The organism is Flavivirga jejuensis (genome assembly GCF_030540765.1).
Lineage (GTDB): Bacteria > Bacteroidota > Bacteroidia > Flavobacteriales > Flavobacteriaceae > Flavivirga > Flavivirga jejuensis.
The window spans coordinates 62,214-79,133 of the sequence record NZ_JAUOEL010000001.1; the positions used below are offsets into that span (position 1 = coordinate 62,214).

Genomic DNA, 16,920 nt, shown 5'->3' on the forward strand with positions numbered 1-16,920 from the left:
TAATTACGTTAAATTATTAAAATTTATCAAAACTATTAAATTTAAAGCGATCTACTACTTATATAGCTGCTTCTCCTCTAAGAAGGACTATATTCTTTTACTGCATCTATAAATGCTTTGGCATGGTCTAACGGAATGTTAGGTAAAATACCATGACCTAGATTTACGATGTATTTGTCTTTCCCAAACTCATTAATCATCTGGTGTACCATTTTCTTTATTTCTGAAGGTGGCGACAACAGGCGAGATGGATCAAAATTACCTTGAAGGGTTATATTTCCACCTGTTAAATAGCGTGCATTTCTTCCTGAACAAGTCCAATCTATACCTAAAGCAGACGCATTACTTTTTGCCATGTCGCCAAGTGCAAACCAGCAGCCTTTGCCAAAAGCAATTACTGGAGCATCCTCTTTTAGGGCTTCAATAATTTGGTTAATATATTGCCATGAAAACTCTTGATAATCGACAGGAGATAACATACCTCCCCAAGAATCGAATATTTGAACAGCATTAACACCCGCTTTTACTTTTTCTTTTAAATAGGCAATTGTGGTATCGGTTATTTTTTGAAGTAATTGGTGTGCAGCAATTGGGTTTGTAAAGCAAAATTCTTTGGCTTTGTCGAAGGTTTTACTCCCTTGTCCTTGTACACAATAACATAAAATAGTCCACGGCGAACCTGCAAATCCAATTAAAGGAATGTCATCATTAAGTAATTCTTTCGTTGCTTTTATGGCTTGATATACATAGTCTAATTCTGCCGTTACGTCTGGAACAATAACATTATCGACGTCTTTTTGAGTACGCACAGGGTTTGGTAAATACGGACCAAAATTAGGTTTCATCTGTACCTCAATATTCATAGCTTGAGGAATAACCAAGATATCACTGAATAAAATAGCAGCATCCATTCCGTAACGACGAATAGGTTGTACTGTAATTTCACTAGCTAATTCTGGAGTTCTGCAACGTGTAAAGAAATCATATTTTTCACGAATGGCTATAAATTCTGGTAAATAACGTCCTGCTTGACGCATCATCCAAACTGGTGGACGATTAACCGTTTCTCCTTTTAATGCTCTTAAAAATAAATCGTTTTTAATCATATTTTTTGCTCTTTCGACTTAATCTATTTTGTTTTCAAATACGGCAACGGCTCTTACGGGAGATCCAGTGCCGCCTCTAATTTTTAATGGTAAACCAATAAAACGAAAACGACCTCTATCTATTAATAAATGAAGGTTTATCATGTTTTCGTAATGTGTAAAACCAAGTTTACCACAAATTTTATGAACTTCTTTATTTGAAACTCCTGGCACTCCAGGAGACATGGTTTCCACTCCAAAAGCGGCTATTTGTTTATTTCCTAACCATGCTGTAGCTTTTGCTGTAATTCCTGGCCCATGATTCCAATTTTCGGTACCAAAATTTTTTCTATAGTGATTGGTATATAATAAAACGGTATCTCCTTTTTTTATTGTAAGATGATGTTTTTCACATGCTTCTTTAATATCGTGGGTATCTATAAGTTCTTTTAATCCTTTGTGTGAAAAATCTAAACAAATACCCTCAGTATAAAACATAGAAAGCGGCATGGTGTCTATAGATTGATCTTTATATTCTTTTGCCATATGATTTATGGCATCAACATGAGTTCCAGTATGCTCTCCTAATTCTAATTTATGAACACTAGGTGTTTTTATTTCTGAGTTAGGAAAACCTTCCCATTCTTCATGAGTATTATGAATACTCATTTTTACTTGAGGGAGTGTTTTGTAAACTGGCATTCCAGGAAAAATATCTTGACTTAAATCAATTATTTCACTCATTATTCAAAAAACATTTAAACGTAATGCTTGTTTATTAATTCTATCACACTCTCAACAGTTGGTACTTTGGCTACCCTAACATCTTTAAAATATTTATTTGCTTCTTTTGCTGTGGTATCACCAATGCAAAAAGCAATAACATCTGTGTTATTTTTTTGAACAAAACTCTGTACGGTAGATGGGCTATAAAACATAGCACTTTCAACAGAATCATCTACTTTTATGCCATCAAATTTTGTTTGGTAAGCTTCTACTTCGTTTACTTTTATATTGTTTTCGGTTAAAATAGTAGGTAAATCATCCAGCCTTAAATCGCTACAAAAGTAAGTGACTTCAGTGCCTTCTATATATTCAACTAAATATTCTGCCAGCTTTTTTGCACTTTTTTCGAAATGTGTTACTTTACCAATCTTATTTTCTACTAAGCGTTTGGTACGTCTGCCAACACAATAAATGTTTTTAAATTGTAATTCTGCAGATGAATAATTAGTAATTAAAGATTCGACAGCATTTTTACTGGTGATCACTACATTTTGAATTTCGTTTTTTAAGAATCTTGGATGTATTCTATTCAAACTTATTTTTATAAAATCGGAGCTCTCTGAAACAACTTTTTCATGAAAGAGAAGCCGTTGATCTTCTGTAAACGATTTTGTAGAATATACGTTTGTTTTTTTATTAGATTGTTTAATGCTATCCATTAAACGCTTACCGCCACGCTCTATAATAAAATCGGCACAAAACGAAGCAACATCATTATGTTCGCCTAGTTTTTTAACTCGAGTAACATCAATTCTTTTGGTGCCATCTGTACTTAGTAGTACGCCTTTAAAATTGACTTCTTCGTTTTTAATATAAGCAAGTGCGCCAATAGGAGCCGTACAACCGCCTTCTAGTTTATTTAAAAATGTGCGTTCAATGGTGGTACAAATTTCGGTTTCTTCATGATTTAATTCAGCACAAGCAGTTTTAACAAAATCATCTTCCTCTAAGGCTGTTATCATAATAGCACCTTGTGCTGGTGCAGGGATCATCCAATCTAAATTAATTGCTTCCTCGGGTCTTATGCCAATACGACCTATTCCAGCGGCTGCAAAAATAGCACCATTCCAATGGTCGTTGTCTTCTAATTTTTGTAAACGCGAATTCACATTGCCTCGTAGATCAACAATTTTATGTGTTGGAAATCTGTTTAGCCATTGAGCTCGTCTGCGTAAGCTTCCTGTAGCTATAACGGCATCTCTGGAACCTAAGAACTCTTCATTGTCTTTAAAGACCAAAGTGTCATTAACATTACCACGTTTTAAAACGGCTGCTTGTATAATGCCTTTAGGCAATACGGTTGGTACATCTTTTAGAGAATGCACTGCAATGTCAATGTCATGATTTAACATGGCAATATCCAAAGTTCTAGTAAAAATACCAGTAATTCCTAATTCGTACAGAGGTTTATCTAATACTAAGTCGCCAGTAGATTTTACAGGGACTAGTTGTGTTTTATAACCAGATTTTTCGAGTTGTTGTTGTACTATTTTGGCTTGCCATAGTGCTAATTCACTATCGCGTGTGCCAATTCTAATAATTTTAGACATGTGTTTTTGGTTCTAACTGAAACACTTTTTTTATAAGTTCCAGACTCTCATCAGTAGAGATATTGTCATCTTTTAAATGATGCGCAAAGTGGTTGGTTATTTTTTGAATAATGTTGCCGCTAATTAATTCTGCCTGGGCTTCATTAAAATTAGCATTTTTCTTGCGTTGTGTTTCTAATTCGGCAGTGGCAAAATTAGTAAGTTTGTGCTTTAACGCTTTAATGGTTGGTGCAAATTTTCTGGTTTCTAACCATTGGTTAAATTCTATTTTTACATCTTCTATAATAGATTCTGCTAAAGGAATTTCCTTTTTTCTTTCTTCTAAGGTTTTATCTGTAATTTCAGATAAATGATCTAAATGCACTAAGGTTACATTATCTAACGCTTCAACATTCGCATCAACGTTTTTTGGGATTGATAGATCTAAAATTAAAAGTGGTTTTTTAGATTGGATAATATGTTTATCTATAGTAGGGCGTTGTGCACCTGTAGCAACAATTAAAACATCGGAGCTATTTATCTCTTCTTGTAAATTGGCATAATCTTTAACGACCAGATTAAACTTTCCAGCAATGACCTCTGCCTTGTCTTTTGTTCTGTTAATTAAAGTAATTTGTTCGTTTTTGGTATGCTTTACAAGATTTTCACAAGTATTTCTACCAATTTTACCAGTTCCGAAGAGTAGAATGTTTTTGTTCGAAACGTCTTCAACCGAATTAAATATATATTGAACAGATGCAAATGACACCGACGTTGCTCCAGACGAAATATTAGTTTCTGTTTTTATACGTTTGCTAGCCTGAATGACAGCGTTTACTAACCGTTCTGAAAAATGATTGAGTAATCCGTGTTTTTTTGAAGCACGAGCACTATGCTTTAATTGACTAATAATTTCAAAGTCTCCAAGAATCTGACTATCTAAACCAGAACCTACGCGAAACATATGTGCAATCGCATCCTTGTTTTTATAGATGTATGCGACTTTTTGAAACTCTTCAACTGTACCTCTTGTATTGTCACAAAGCAATTGAATTAATTGAAAAGGATGTTGCGCGAAACCATAAATTTCAGTTCGATTACAAGTAGAGGTTACTACTAAACTTTCAATATTATTTTCTTTTGCTTGGTTAAGTAAAGCTAGTTTGCCTGCGTCGTCTAAACTAAAGTGTCCTCTTGTGTCTGCATCGGCTTTTTTATAACTTAAACCTATGGCGTAAAAGTAGTTACTCCTTGATATATTGTACTTTTGCATGCTGATACCTGATATTTCAAAGCAAAAATATATGGATGTTCATTAAAAAAATAACGCTCGAAGAACTTTTAATATCGTTTGTGGTTTTTTAGCGTTGTTTTTTCATAATATATGATAAATGTCATATTTTTGCAGTGAGTTAGGCGGTTTTCGACTAATTTATTTAGAACGAATCTAAATAAAATCATTATGAATGAGGAAATAAACAATAATAAAAATGTCGCTCAAAGTTCTTTCGATGAAACAAAAATCGAAGATGATGCTTTGGTACTTACATTCAAGAATGAATCAAATAGAGTGCAATCTCTTGCGAAGGAAATAGACAGTGATTATATTCAATTTCATTTTTGTATTAAAGGAGCGAGTAAATTTATTTTTAATGAAGGGAGGTACGAATTAAATATTCTGGAGGAGAATTCATTATTACTGTATAATCCCCAACATGATTTACCAATAAATTTACAGATAGATCCTAATTCTTGGATAGTTTCGATTTTAATATCTATTAAAGAATTTCATGGGTTATTTTCTCAAGAAGCAGGATATATTACTTTTTTAAGTGATGATAATAAGGATAAAAAATATTATAAAGATGGCGCTATTTCGCCGTCAATGGCTATCGTTTTAAATCAATTAATAAATTACAATCTCAATCAATCTATAAAAAATCTTTATTTTAAAGGAAAAGCATACGAACTTTTAAGCTTATATTTTAATAGAAGTGAGGATGCCGATGTTGAGCAATGTCCGTTTTTGGTAGATGAAACGAATGTTATTAAAATTAGAAAAGCCAAAGAGATTGTTATTGCTCGTATGGCAGAACCACCTAGTTTACAAGAACTAGCTGACGAAATAGGATTGAATCTTAAAAAGCTAAAAGAAGGTTTTAAGCAAATTTATGGCGATTCGGTATTTAGTTTTTTATTTGATTATAAAATGGAAGTTGCTAGGAAATTATTAGAATCTGGCGATAATAATGTGAATGAAGTAGGACATAAAGTGGGTTATAGTACATCTAGCCACTTTATAGCAGCTTTTAAAAAGAAATATGGTACGACACCTAAAAAATATGTAATGTCGTTGAGTTAGATTTTTTGAAAGAATGATTGTTTAAAATTGATTATTCGGGTCTGTTAAAATGGAAGAGTTAATCCAGAATTAGAAGCATTTTCCTAAAGTTCACCATAAAATTTAGTGTGATTTAATACAACCTGCGATCTTTTTCAAGATTGTGGTAATAACAAAAATACCTTAGGTTGTACCGTTATATGAATATAAAAAATAAGGTATAACAATTTTTACTATTAAGAGTGTTTTCTGTTTATTATTATGATTAATAAATCATTAAATTTTATATTTAAACAGTATTATTTGTAGGATTTTACTTATATTTCATAAAAATTTAAACACTTTGATTTTTATGAAAACTAAAATATTATTTATTGCCTATTTACTAACTCATGTTGCCGTTAATTCTCAAAACACTGAGAGTTCTTGGGTATTAAAGTTTAATGAAAAACCTAATTGGTTATCTGTAGATCAAAGAACAAATTGTGTATACTATTATGATAATTTAACTTTAAAAGCATTTGATTATTCTTTAAATAAGGAGCTTTGGAGTTTGTCTATGCCCAACTATAAAGGAGCTTCATTTTTTTATAAAGAAGCCAGTTCTCTATTAAAAATAAATGATACTAAAACTTTTTCGGTAGTTAGTAATAAAAGTATTGTGATAAATAGATTTACAGGAGATGTAGTTTTTAAAGCTTCAGAAATAAAAGATTTTCATAAAAGTAAAATTTTTTATACTAAAGATGAAAACTTTGCTCTAATAATGAATAAAGAAGTTATAAAAAAGGATAAGAAGAAAAACATAAAAAGAAAAGTAAATTGGTATTTAACTTTGGTAAGAATCAATGGTTCGGAGTCTCTGTGGACCATTAAATTACCAGAAAAAAAACTTGGTCTTTTAGGAGATAGCTTTACATTTGGCGCGGTTTGTACAAAAAACACTTTGCTGTTTACCTATGATAGTAATTTATTGGCTTATAATATTAATGATGGTAGTTTAAAGTGGGAAAGAAACTTTAAAACTGATAAGATTAAATTAGTAGAAGTCTCTGCAAATAATCAAGGGTTTATATCTGTTTACGATTTGGAGAATGGAGGTTATGCTATGAATTATTCTAGTATAGAAACAGGGAAGGATGTGTGGAAAGAACCTTTTAATTTGGGTAAATTTTATGATATCGAATTTGCGCCGAATCAAATTATAGTAAAATGCGAGAATGGATTTAATTATTTAGGAGCAGATGGTTCTAAGTTTTGGTCTAAAAATGTTTCTATTAAAGGAAAGATAGAAAAAGTTTATGTTCAAGGAGACAATCATTTAATCATTAATAATGTTAATGGAAAATATTTTGCTAACTGGATTAATGAAGATGGGGCACATGTATTTAATAATCCTGTTTTCGTAGGAAGCAAGGAAATTATTGAAGGTCTTAAAATGGACGATTATTTATTGATAATAACTTCAAAATCTATATTGACATATGATTTTGAAAAACAGGAGGTCATTTCTCTCCTTCCTATTAAAGATAAAATAACTTATAGTATTGATAAAAAGAATAAAGACTTAGTTTATAAGTATGGAAAAAAGGATACTCCTGTAGTTTTAAAATATAAAGCAACGAAACCTCAGGTGCTTATAAAAAAAGTGCCTTTCACCAAAAAAAATGACACAATAACAAGAATAGAGAGTTTTAATGGCAATTATTCATTTATATCTAAGCATGAAGTTGTAAAAACGGATAATACAGGTCAAGAAATTAGTAGATTATATTTCAAACCGCCATCAAAAGCTTTGAAGACAATAGCATCAATTGGAGCTATTGTTTTGGGAACTGTTTTTGCTAAAGAAGCAGGGAAAATTAATCGTGAATTGTACAAAGCAGGTCTTAAGGATATACATGATTTTAATAATGAGTTTACCACAGCTTATTACTTTAGCGAGTTTGGGGCTGCGGAGTTAGGAATGGGCGTTGTAGCGGGAGCTACTGTTAATGATATGATAAATAAATTTGAGAAAGAAACTAAATATAATCCATATAGTGAAATTGATAAGTTATGGATGCACCGTGATAAATTAGATGAAGGAGTTTGGGGGCTTAGAATAGTTGATTTAGAAAACGTAGAAGAATTATACCAACTTAAAATAGGAAAGGATAAAAATTTTAACTACACAGTTGATGTCGATTCTCAAATAATAATAAGCTCTACCGATAAAGAGATACGCTTTTTTAAATATTAATTTATAAACGTGAATTCGACGTAAATTAAAAAAAGAAGATAATTTAAATTTTTTATAATCAGTGCTTTATTATATAGGCAGAGCGAAACATGAGTGATGAGACATCTCATAAAGATGAGATTCCTTCTCAAAAGCTACGCTTCATACTTTAAACAAAATATATTTTGTTTTCGATAGCCTTAGGAATGACACAATTTTATTAGTTGTATACGCAAATTTCTCATTATCAATATTTAATATATCGAACTGACGTTTGTAAAAAGTTTGTTTTTGCAATTATTATGCTCAAATTATTTGTTGCTAAATACCATGATTACAAATTGTATCGTATTTTTGTAATATGCAAAAAGGAATTTTACTAGTAAATCTTGGCTCCCCAGAGAGTCCAGATCCAAAAGATGTAAAAAAGTATTTAGGTGAATTTTTAATGGACGAACGTGTTATAGACGTACCGCTTTGGGCAAGAAATCTACTTGTAAAGGGCATTATTTTAAATACAAGACCAAAAGCATCAGCAGCAGCTTATAAAAAAATATGGTGGAAAGAGGGATCGCCTTTAATTGTATTGTCTGAAAGACTTCAAAATAAAATACAAAAACAAGTAGAAGAACCTGTTGCTTTAGCGATGCGTTATGGCAGTATGACTATAAAAAAAGGACTTCAGGAATTGGTAGATAAAGGTGTTGATGAGGTTTTGTTGTTCCCTTTATACCCTCAGTTTGCTATGGCAACAACAGAGACCATTACGGTATTAGCAGAAGAAATACGTCAACAGTATTTTCCGAATTTAAAAATAGAATCTGTTCCTGCATTTTATAATAAACCAGATTATATTGAGGTGCTTTCAAACGCAATTAAAAATCATTTAGAAGGCAAAAATTGTGACCATTTATTGTTTTCATACCATGGTGTACCAGAACGTCATATTAGAAAAAGTGACATTACAAAATCGCATTGTAAAATAGATGGTAGCTGTTGTGTTACGCCATCGAAAGCTCATGAGTTTTGTTACAGGCATCAATGTTATGAGGTAACTAGACTTGTTGTTGAAAAATTAGGGCTTAAAGAAGGTTCGTATTCAACATCTTTTCAGTCGCGTTTAGGTTTCGATCCTTGGTTACTGCCTTATACAGACAGAACTATTGAGCGTTTGGGTAAAGAAGGTATTAAAAACATGGCGATTGTAACGCCTGCGTTTGTAAGCGATTGTTTAGAAACTCTCGAAGAAATAGCCATGGAAGGACAAGAAATTTTTCATGAAATGGGAGGTAAAGATTTTACAACCGTTCCTTGCTTAAATGATGATGACGAATTTGTTAATCTACTGTCTAAATGGATTTCAGAATGGACAAAAACACCTATTGAAATTAATTAACCTATGGAACATTACCATTATATAAAATCGTTTCACCTTATTTTTGTTATCACTTGGTTTGCTGGATTGTTCTACATTCCTCGATTATTTGTATATCAAATAGAAGCGTTTCATAAGCCATCACCAGACAAAGAAATTTTAGGTAAGCAACTTAAGCTTATGGCTAAACGCTTATGGTTTATCATTACATGGCCGTCTTCTATATTGGCTTTACTGTTTGGTTTATGTCTGTTTTACTTAAACCCTACACTAATCTATCATGACTGGATGCAAGTAAAAATAGGTTTTATAGCTCTGCTTTTTATGTATCAGTTTAGAACGAATTATTATTACAATCAATTGCAAAATGATATTGTAACAGTATCGTCAAGCTTTATGCGTATTTGGAACGAAGGCGCCACTTTTATCCTTTTTGCGGTGATTTTTTTAGTTATTTTAAAAAGTGCCATTGATTGGGTTTGGGGTATTATTGGTCTTTTTGTTTTAGGAATTCTTATCATGCTAGGTTTTAAAATTTATAAAAAAATTAGAGCTAAAAATCCAGACGCATAGTATTTAAATCTTCAATTTTTGAAATATCAAATTCGAGTATTACGGTTTTGGAATTTGTGATTTGATTTTTTTGAATTTAGTAAAATGATATTTGGTTCGATTATTGTTATATTTATTGAACTTTTAAAAGGCACCATACTTATTAATGAAATTAAAGAAACTTTCCTTACGTATCCGTATTTTTTTAGCAATGATATTGCTGGTTTTGTTAGCATCAATCCTTATTTCGGCAGTAGCAATCTATCAATATAGTGAAGAGCGACAAGAATATCATGAAGGGCGTTTAAAGCGTAAAGAAGAAAATATACAAACACATCTTAAACGTGTTTTAAACGGCAGACAAAACAGCTGGGAAGTTAAAACGGAGAATATCCCATTAATTTTTAAAGAAGAAATATATAGTGTAGCAGATATTCATAAACTTCAAATTAATTTATATGATTTAGAGGGCGTTTTATTAATTTCATCTAAGGCTACATTACAAAATAACGCGGCTCCTAAATGTCTTAAAGCCGAAGTTTTAAACCCTATTTCAAATACGGCACCACACAGGTTTGTAGATAAACATAAAGAAAATGGAGAAACATTTCAATCATCATATACTTACCTTACAGATCAAAGGTCTAAACCCGTAGCCATATTAAATTTACCTTATTTAGAAAAAGACGATTTTCTTGCAAAAGAGCTACAAGAATTTTTAAAACGTATAGCCTATGCTTACATGTTTATTTTACTTATGGCTATTGGTATTGCGTTTTTACTATCTAAATATATTACAAAGTCTTTAAAAACAATTAGTGATAAAATTAATACCACAAGGTTAGAAAAACGTAATGAGAAGATAGAGGTAAATGATACAAGCGAAGAGATCTCCACTTTGGTGAATTCGTATAATAGTATGATTGACGAACTTGAAGAAAGTGCCGTACAATTAGCCAGAAGTGAGCGAGAACAGGCTTGGAGGGAAATGGCAAAACAAGTAGCACATGAAATTAAGAACCCACTAACACCGATGCGTTTAACGGTACAAAATTTTCAGCGGAAGTTTGATTCAAATGATGAAAATATTCATTCAAAATTAAATGAATACAGTAAAACATTAATTCAACAAATAGATACTATGAGTTCTATTGCATCTGCTTTTTCAAACTTTGCAAAGATGCCAGCGCAACAAAGTGAAACGCTTAATGTTGTGAAAATTGTAAAATTAGCATTAGATATTTTCAACGAAGATTACATTTTTTTTACTGCCGAATCCGAAAAAATTGTTGCAAAATTTGACAGGACTCAGCTAATACGAGTACTTACTAATTTAGTTAAAAATGGTATTCAAGCCATGCCAGAAAATCAGACACCAAGAATCGTTATTAATGTAGGAACAAAGGATAATAACGTAATTGTTACGGTTGCAGATAACGGTATGGGTATTTTGGAAGAGAATAAAGACAAGGTATTCGAACCTAAATTTACAACTAAAACAAGTGGTATGGGGCTTGGTTTAGCGATGGTAAAAAACATAGTAGAAACCTACGATGGCACGATAACATTTAAATCGGAAAAATATAGAGGAACCACATTTACAGTGACTTTTCCTAAAGAATAACGTATTATAAAAACTATAAAAATGAAAAAAATACTTGTATTAGTCTTTTTAATAACCTCTATGGGGTATTCGCAAATTTTAGCACCTGTAAAATGGTCAACAACTGTGAAAAAGGTTTCCAACATAGAATACGATTTAATTATAAATGCGACTATAAAACCAAAATATCACTTGTACTCGTTGAAAGTGCCAGAAGGAGGACCATTACCAACAGTTTTTATTTTTGAAGAGAATGAAAACTATGAGTTAGTTGGTAACATGACAGAAGATAAAGGACATACTACTTTTGATCCTGTTTTTGAGTTAAATGTTAAATATTTTGAAACATCTGCGGTTTTTAAACAGCGTATAAAACTGAAAACGAAAAAGGCATTGAAGGTTATAGGTGAAATTGAATTCATGACTTGTAATGATACGAGTTGCGTTACTGGCTATGATGATTTTGAAATTGCTATTCAATAAAAAGTATTAAAACTAGATATCGTTAAATACTGGGAGTGTTTAGTTTACAATTTTGAAAGTGTCTTGCAGACTTCTCAAAATTTAGTTTTCTTGCCATGCAATAAGCGTGGACTAATAAAAATAAATTTAAAACAATACTATGGGTTACACTAACATCATATCGGAAGAAGATAACAGTATCACTACTATAACTATTAATCGTCCAAATAAGCTAAATGCTCTTAATAAAGAAACGATTAATGAATTGCATGGAGCTTTTAAAGAAGCCGATTTAGATAAAAACACAAAAGTTATTATTGTTACAGGTAGTGGCGAAAAAGCTTTTGTAGCAGGTGCCGATATTAGTGAGTTTGCAAATTATTCGATTGAAGAAGGTAAAATACTTGCAGCTAATGGACAAGAGTTACTATTCAATTTTATTGAAAATCTATCGACACCAGTAATAGCTGCAATAAATGGTTTTGCGCTTGGTGGTGGATTAGAATTAGCCATGGCGTGTCATTTTAGAGTGGCGAGCGATAACGCCAAAATGGGATTGCCAGAAGTGTCGCTTGGTGTTATTCCAGGTTATGGAGGTACGCAGCGTTTACCACAATTAATAGGAAAAGGACGTGCTATGGAGCTTATCATGACTGCAGGAATGGTTGATGCCAATAGGGCTCTAAGCTACGGATTAGTAAATCATATAACCACCTTAGATGAGTTACTTCCTTTTTGTGAGAAAATTGCTGGTAAAATAACACGTAATTCATCAGTTGCCATTAGCGCAGCTATTAGAGCCATAAATGCAAACTTTAAAGATGGCGTTGATGGTTTTAATACAGAAATTCAAGAATTTGGTAATTGCTTTGGTAGTGACGATTTTGCTGAAGGAACTTCTGCCTTTCTTGAAAAACGAAAAGCAGATTTTCCTGGAGAATAAAATTTGTTAATAACACATTTTTACTTTAACATTTTTGGATATAATTTATAAGTAATTTTAAAGAGCTACTCAAAGAGCATTCAACCTTTAATTTTACTATAATGAACCCAAAATTAGCCATAAAAGGACGTGGTGCACAGCTTAATGTACACAATCGTTTTTTCGAATTAAGTCACGAAATGCGTGATGACTTTCTCGAATTTTGCCATAAAGAAGGCGAAATAAGCGATAAAAACAAAACCTTATATCTAAAGGTTTTTCCAAAAACCATAGTCAATAAAGTTGAGAGCCCAGATATTGGTATGTTATATTCTATGAATTCGTATCAAGGTTGTGAGCACGGTTGTATTTATTGTTATGCCCGCAATAGTCATGAGTATTGGGGTTATAGTGCGGGTTTAGATTTTGAACGCCGTATTATGGTGAAAAAAGATGCTTCCAAATTATTAGAAGTACAACTAAAAAAGAAAAGTTGGAAAACGCATCCTATCGTTATGTCTGGAAATACAGATTGTTACCAACCAGCAGAAAAACAATTTGAAATTACCAGACAATGTTTAGAGGTCTTTTTAAAGTACAAACATCCAGTAGCTATCATTACAAAAAACGCATTAATTCTTAGGGATTTAGATCTTTTAAAATCGTTAGCGAAAGATAATTTAATAAATGTAAACATGTCGATCACCTCATTATCTGAAAACACGAGACGAATTTTAGAACCTAGAACAACGACGATTAAAAAACGTTTAGAAACTATTAAAGTTTTAAGTGAAAACGGGATTCCTGTAAATGTGATGTTAGCACCTATTATTCCATCTATAAATAGTCATGAAATATTACCTTTAGCAAAAGCAGCATCAGAGCATGGCGCCTTGTCGATTGCTCATACTATAGTAAGGCTAAATGGGGCTATTGGCGAAATTTTTAAGGATTGGATTTATAAAACCATGCCAGATCGTGCCGAAAAGGTATTACATCAAATAGAAAGTTGCCATGGAGGTCGTTTAAATGATTCCAGATACGGAACCAGAATGCGAGGCGAAGGAAAAATTGCTGAGCAAATTAATAACCTTGTAAAACTAGCCAGGCGAAAATATTTTAATAATAAAATGATGCCGAAACTTAATCTGAGTTTGCATGAAGAGTATAAAGACGGTCAATTAAAATTGTTTTGACTATTTATTCGTTATCAAAACTATTTATTTCATAACCAATGGTTTTATCTAGTAGGGTTGGGTGTTGGTAAGAACTCAATAAAAAGACGTATAAATCGAAGATTCATGAACTCCTTTTTCTAAAATAAGAGCTAGTGCACTAAATAAATTATATGGGTTATTTTAAGTGATAATTGGTATTAATCGAAAAGTGGGCCATAACAGCCCACTTTTACTAATTTAAACTAAACTAATTTAAACTAAACTAAACTAAACTAAATTTTTACCAATTAATTATTAATAAATCTTGTGTACTTGTTGTTATTTGAATTGAGTTCTATTTTATAGTTACCCTTTTCAAGTTTATATAACTTTTCTATAGATTGAACTCCTTCAATTTTATCTGAGCGTAGTAAATGATAACCTCCATCTTGTTTTCCGTAAATACGTATTTTTAAAGGCTCATAGTTTAATGCTAATTTTGTTATGTAAACTAAATCATCTTTAGTTCTAACAAAAGGTTTAAAAACAATAACTTCTTTGTCTTTTTCGAAAGACACTTTGTTTGATGATACACTAAAAGGAATCGTTCTTATTTTTAAAGCTTTATCTATCTCAAAAAAATAGTTACCGTTTGGTAATTCGGTTAAGTCAAACCCGTTTTCGTAAGTACCTGCTAATTGAATAAGTTCTTTATATATAGTGATACCATTATCGCTTTTAATAGATAAAAGGTCTCCTTTTTTTACATCCTCAATTGTTAATGCAGTTCCTTTAAGCTCTCCTTCGATTTTGAAAGAAGAGATTTCACTAGCGTTGCCCATTACTACAGTAAACATTGTTACTAATAATAAGCTCTTTTCGATTTTTTTAATTAAATTTTTCATTGTTTTGGATTTTACATCGTTTAACACGACAAAGTTACGTTGGAATAAGAAGGTGCAAAACATCAAATTTGATCAGTTTGTATGCTATTTTATCTGTTAAATGAATGTTAAATGAATGTAAAGTTAAAATAGCATATAATTGTGATAATTAAATATAGGTTTTGAGAATAATATGTAGTAATTTTACCGATCAATTCTATTGATATGATTAATAAAAAACCTACTTTAGAGAAACTTAGCCCTAGTTTTGGAAGCTCTATACTTGTTAAGCAACATCATGATAAAGCTGATAGGCTTAATGCTTTTTGGCATTTTCATCCAGAGTTAGAACTTATATATGTAAATAAAGGGCAAGGGAGAACACATATTGGGAATCATCTATCCTATTTTAATAACAGCCAACTTATATTAATAGGGTCTAATTTGCCGCATAATGGATTTGCAGATAGGCTTACGGCTAATGGTACCGAAACCACAGTACAATTTAAATCTACCTTTTTAGGAGAGGATTTTGTAAACATTCCAGAAATGGCCAATGTATCTGCTTTATTTGATAGGGCAAAAAAAGGCATTAGGTTTAATATGGATACAAAAAAGGAAATAGGTGCAAAAATTAATAAACTTACAGAATTTGAAGGTTTAGAACGTGTTTTAAAGTTTTTAGAGATTTTAAACTACTTAGGAAATACAAATGATTACACCTTATTAAATGTTGATGGGATTGCTTTAGAAACAAACCCACAAGACGGTGACAAAATTAACATTGTATATAAATATGTAAATGGCAATTTTAAAGAGCATATTGCTTTAGATGATATTGCAAATAAAGTTAGTATGACAGTGCCAGCATTTTGTAGATACTTTAAAAAAACAACAGGAAAAACGTTTACAAAACTGGTAAACGAATACCGCGTTTTACATGCCTCAAAGCTGTTAAACGAAAGTAAAATGAGTATTGCTGATATTTGTTTTGAATGCGGATTCAATAATTTTTCACATTTTAACAAACAGTTTAATGAAATAACAGGGAAAAGTGCCTCTCAATATAGAAAGGAAATAAAGCTAATTATACAATAAATTATGCATTTCCATCCCATTCGTTGTAAAACTGTTTAAGATATAGCTCCATAAAGGTGTGTCTATTTAAGGCAATTTGCCTTCCAGTTTTAGTATTCATTTTATCTTTTAAGAGAAGTAATTTTTCGTAAAAATGATTGATGGTTGGAGCTGTTGATGCTTTATATTCAGCTTTACTCATATTAAGATTTGGAGCTATTTCGGGGTTGTGAAGCGCCCTGTTTTTAAAACCTCCATAATTAAAACAACGTGCTATTCCTATGGCGCCTATAGCATCCAGTCTATCGGCGTCTTGTATCACATCTAATTCTGGAGATTTAAATTGTTGAGTTTCATTGCCGCCTTTAAAAGAGATATTTTCGATAATATTTATAACATGCTCAATCACTGTGGAATCTACATTTAGCTTAAATAAAAATTCGCGTGCTATTTTTGGACCAACAGTTTCATCACCATTATGAAATTTACTATCCGCTATATCATGCAATAGAGCACCAAGAGCCACAATAAAAGTGTCTACATTTTCACTTTTAGAAATTAACAAAGCGTTTTTATAAACGCGTTCTATATGAAACCAATCGTGCCCCCCTTCTGCATTGATTAATTGCTCTTTTACAAAGGTGATGGTCTTTTGTATTATTTTTTCTGAAGTCATCATTAGAAGTGATTTAAACTTTTTTAATCTAAAAAATATAAAACCCAGTTTTGGCTCTAAGTACAAAACTTGTGCTCAATTTGATTGGGTGTGAAACTGACAAAACACCTTAATGAGTTTACCTCGAGAGTTTGTCAGTTTCAATTTTTTAATTGACCATAAAATAGCTATTTTTCGCTTCAACCAAAAAAGTTTCAACCACTTCTTAGTTAAAAATAAAAATTCCTTTCGATTTGGAAAGGAATTAATT

15 protein-coding genes are annotated in these 16,920 nt (G+C 31.6%); 9 read left to right on the forward strand and 6 right to left on the reverse strand.

Features of this window, described 5'->3' with window-relative positions; genetic code table 11:
- Window positions 1-77: 77 nt before the first annotated feature.
- The 4 genes from hemE to hemA are packed head-to-tail and all read right to left on the reverse strand — an operon-like array spanning window position 78 to window position 4,673.
- The gene (gene hemE / locus Q4Q40_RS00285; protein ID WP_303299669.1) at window positions 78-1,106 is read right to left on the reverse strand and encodes a uroporphyrinogen decarboxylase; all 1,029 of its coding nucleotides are present in this window, start codon (window positions 1,104-1,106) and stop codon (window positions 78-80) included.
- 18 nt (window positions 1,107-1,124) lie between these two features.
- Window positions 1,125-1,829, reverse strand: a complete 705-nt coding sequence (locus Q4Q40_RS00290; RefSeq protein ID WP_303299670.1) for a cyclase family protein — start codon at window positions 1,827-1,829, stop codon at window positions 1,125-1,127.
- 14 nt (window positions 1,830-1,843) lie between these two features.
- Entirely contained in the window at window positions 1,844-3,421 is a 1,578-nt protein-coding gene (gene hemC, locus Q4Q40_RS00295; protein WP_303299671.1) for a hydroxymethylbilane synthase, read from the reverse strand.
- Entirely contained in the window at window positions 3,414-4,673 is a 1,260-nt protein-coding gene (gene hemA / locus Q4Q40_RS00300) for a glutamyl-tRNA reductase (protein ID WP_303299672.1), read from the reverse strand. The genes hemC and hemA overlap by 8 nt, the downstream gene beginning before the upstream one ends.
- Before the next feature lie 189 nt (window positions 4,674-4,862).
- Here hemA and Q4Q40_RS00305 point away from each other — a divergent pair, with 189 nt between their 5' ends.
- From Q4Q40_RS00305 to Q4Q40_RS00340, 8 genes are all read left to right on the forward strand, one after another.
- Window positions 4,863-5,762 (forward strand): helix-turn-helix transcriptional regulator, encoded by a 900-nt coding sequence (locus Q4Q40_RS00305; protein ID WP_303299673.1) that lies wholly within the window; start codon window positions 4,863-4,865, stop codon window positions 5,760-5,762.
- 331 nt (window positions 5,763-6,093) lie between these two features.
- Entirely contained in the window at window positions 6,094-7,983 is a 1,890-nt protein-coding gene (locus Q4Q40_RS00310; protein ID WP_303299674.1) for a hypothetical protein, read from the forward strand.
- Window positions 7,984-8,323: 340 nt separating this feature from the next.
- Complete coding sequence (gene hemH / locus Q4Q40_RS00315; RefSeq protein ID WP_303299675.1) at window positions 8,324-9,358, forward strand: ferrochelatase; 1,035 nt, start codon at window positions 8,324-8,326, stop codon at window positions 9,356-9,358.
- 3 nt (window positions 9,359-9,361) lie between these two features.
- Entirely contained in the window at window positions 9,362-9,910 is a 549-nt protein-coding gene (locus Q4Q40_RS00320; protein WP_303299676.1) for a CopD family protein, read from the forward strand.
- 145 nt (window positions 9,911-10,055) lie between these two features.
- On the forward strand, window positions 10,056-11,513 hold the full coding sequence (locus Q4Q40_RS00325) for a sensor histidine kinase (RefSeq protein ID WP_303299677.1): 1,458 nt from the start codon (window positions 10,056-10,058) through the stop codon (window positions 11,511-11,513).
- Window positions 11,514-11,534: 21 nt separating this feature from the next.
- Window positions 11,535-11,975, forward strand: a complete 441-nt coding sequence (locus Q4Q40_RS00330; protein WP_303299678.1) for a protein-disulfide reductase DsbD domain-containing protein — start codon at window positions 11,535-11,537, stop codon at window positions 11,973-11,975.
- Window positions 11,976-12,114: 139 nt separating this feature from the next.
- Window positions 12,115-12,897 carry an enoyl-CoA hydratase/isomerase family protein gene (locus Q4Q40_RS00335; RefSeq protein WP_303299679.1) on the forward strand — a complete coding sequence of 261 codons (783 nt, stop codon included), beginning with the start codon at window positions 12,115-12,117 and terminating at the stop codon, window positions 12,895-12,897.
- A gap of 101 nt (window positions 12,898-12,998) precedes the next feature.
- Complete coding sequence (locus Q4Q40_RS00340) at window positions 12,999-14,072, forward strand: PA0069 family radical SAM protein (protein WP_303299680.1); 1,074 nt, start codon at window positions 12,999-13,001, stop codon at window positions 14,070-14,072.
- A 269-nt stretch (window positions 14,073-14,341) separates the two neighbouring features.
- On the opposite strand, the gene Q4Q40_RS00345 is transcribed toward Q4Q40_RS00340, so the two are convergent.
- Window positions 14,342-14,938, reverse strand: coding sequence for a hypothetical protein (locus Q4Q40_RS00345; RefSeq protein WP_303299681.1), 597 nt, complete (start codon window positions 14,936-14,938; stop codon window positions 14,342-14,344).
- A gap of 204 nt (window positions 14,939-15,142) precedes the next feature.
- Here Q4Q40_RS00345 and Q4Q40_RS00350 point away from each other — a divergent pair, with 204 nt between their 5' ends.
- The gene (locus Q4Q40_RS00350; RefSeq protein ID WP_303299682.1) at window positions 15,143-16,015 is read left to right on the forward strand and encodes an AraC family transcriptional regulator; all 873 of its coding nucleotides are present in this window, start codon (window positions 15,143-15,145) and stop codon (window positions 16,013-16,015) included.
- A gap of 1 nt (window position 16,016) precedes the next feature.
- On the opposite strand, the gene Q4Q40_RS00355 is transcribed toward Q4Q40_RS00350, so the two are convergent.
- A complete protein-coding gene (locus Q4Q40_RS00355) occupies window positions 16,017-16,670 on the reverse strand; it encodes an HD domain-containing protein (RefSeq protein ID WP_303300704.1) in 654 nt (217 codons plus the stop codon).
- Between the last annotated feature and the right edge of the window lie 250 nt (window positions 16,671-16,920).